This window comes from Candidatus Parvarchaeota archaeon, assembly GCA_016866895.1.
Taxonomy (GTDB): Archaea; Micrarchaeota; Micrarchaeia; order Anstonellales; family VGKX01; genus VGKX01.
The window spans coordinates 1-1,233 of sequence record VGKX01000223.1 but is presented as its reverse complement, the minus strand read 5'-3'; the positions used below and the strand labels follow the sequence as shown (position 1 = coordinate 1,233).

General features: G+C 47.8%; 3 protein-coding genes and 1 tRNA gene. 1 reads left to right on the top strand and 3 read right to left on the bottom strand.

Features of this window, described 5'->3' with window-relative positions; translation table 11 throughout:
- From FJZ26_06135 to FJZ26_06125, 3 genes are all read right to left on the bottom strand, one after another.
- Positions 1 to 257: hypothetical protein (locus tag FJZ26_06135; protein ID MBM3229984.1), on the bottom strand; the 257-nt coding region annotated here is incomplete at its 3' end.
- Positions 236 to 391, bottom strand: a complete 156-nt coding sequence (locus FJZ26_06130; GenBank protein ID MBM3229983.1) for a DUF1610 domain-containing protein — start codon at positions 389 to 391, stop codon at positions 236 to 238. The genes FJZ26_06130 and FJZ26_06135, both read right to left, overlap by 22 nt.
- Before the next feature lie 433 nt (positions 392 to 824).
- Positions 825 to 898: transfer RNA gene (locus tag FJZ26_06125), tRNA-Arg, on the bottom strand.
- Between the two features lie 120 nt (positions 899 to 1,018).
- Between FJZ26_06125 and FJZ26_06120 the strand changes: the two genes are divergently transcribed.
- On the top strand, positions 1,019 to 1,213 hold the full coding sequence (locus FJZ26_06120) for a hypothetical protein (protein ID MBM3229982.1): 195 nt from the start codon (positions 1,019 to 1,021) through the stop codon (positions 1,211 to 1,213).
- Positions 1,214 to 1,233 lie beyond the last annotated feature (20 nt).

Here is a 1,233-nt window from a genome sequence, read left to right as displayed (position 1 = left end):
AGACCGGCCGCCTTCTGCTCAAGTGCGTCTGAGCCGCCTGCAGCATCCTCAATCACAAATGTTGCGATTAATGCTACAATTCCAAATGCGATTGGCTGCTCGACAAGCTTTGCAGGCTTGAGCTTTTCCGAAACTTCCTGCTTTAGCTGCGCAAATTTGCCCATGTCTTCAGGCATGATTTTCAGTTCAACTGCAACTTGGCCCATTTGAAATGACCTCCTCAAAAAGAATTTTTCTAGGGCCCGACTGCGCCGCATTCAGGGCACTTGTAAGGGTTTGAAATCTGCCTGCAGTGGGCGCATCTAATGATGCTTGCCTTGCCGCAATCAGGGCAGAGGAATTCCGAGTATTCCCTTGACTGTTTTCCGCATGTAGTGCAATTTTTGAGCATTATCTCACCTAGGTAGAGTGAATGCTATTCATGCACCCCAAAAGTATATAAAAAGGAGGGTTTGGAATGGACGCCGTGCTGGATTACTTTATAATGGTCGTTTTCCTAAACGGCATTCCGCACCTGTCGCAATCCGCTGCCCCGCACTTTGTCAGGCCGGCCTCGTAGCGCTGCTTTGAGACCACAGCCCTGCATTTTCCATCGCAAATATAGCAAACGTCATCGTCCATAATTACAACCTCCCAGAATTGCAATATTCTTATAGGCACGCCAGAAAGTTTAGTTGCCAGAGTTAAGCCCAGGATGCGCAAATTCTATTTCCAAGGGCACCATTCACTCAAGCAAGCACAATTTCTGCATCCTCTGGCCCAAACTGAACAGGCTGAATAATATTAAGCATGATGGATGGGAAGTGGGTAAGAAAAATATGTATCGCCCCCGCAGGGATTTGAACCCTGATCTCAAGCTCCGCAAGCTCGCATTCTATCCAAGTTATACTACGGGGGCAGACACGCATGAATCGTTTAGCCACTCAAATATATAAAATCTGGCAAGACCGCCGGATTTAAATACGCCTAAAATTCAAATAGGAAGGCAGGCTGGACAAGGCTTGCGGAGAGAGATTTGATGGGATGTTGCGTAGGCAAAAAGTTCCTGAAAATAATTTTCGGCGCCATTTTCATACTTGTAAGCATGGGCGTGCTTCCAAAATACGACCCGTGGCTGATACTTGGCGCTTTTCTGCTTATTGCAGGTGCCAGCCCGTTTTTGTGCCAGTGCGAGGCATGCACCTCATGCTCAATGGGCGGCAAGAAAAAGTAAATGGCCAGAACAGGCAGGGC

Excerpts from the sequence above, each read along its gene's own strand:
- FJZ26_06130 (MBM3229983.1), bottom strand. The coding sequence starts at position 391 with ATGCTCAAAAATTGCACTACATGCGGAAAACAGTCAAGGGAATACTCG.
- FJZ26_06120 (MBM3229982.1), top strand. The coding sequence starts at position 1,019 with ATGGGATGTTGCGTAGGCAAAAAGTTCCTGAAAATAATTTTCGGCGCC.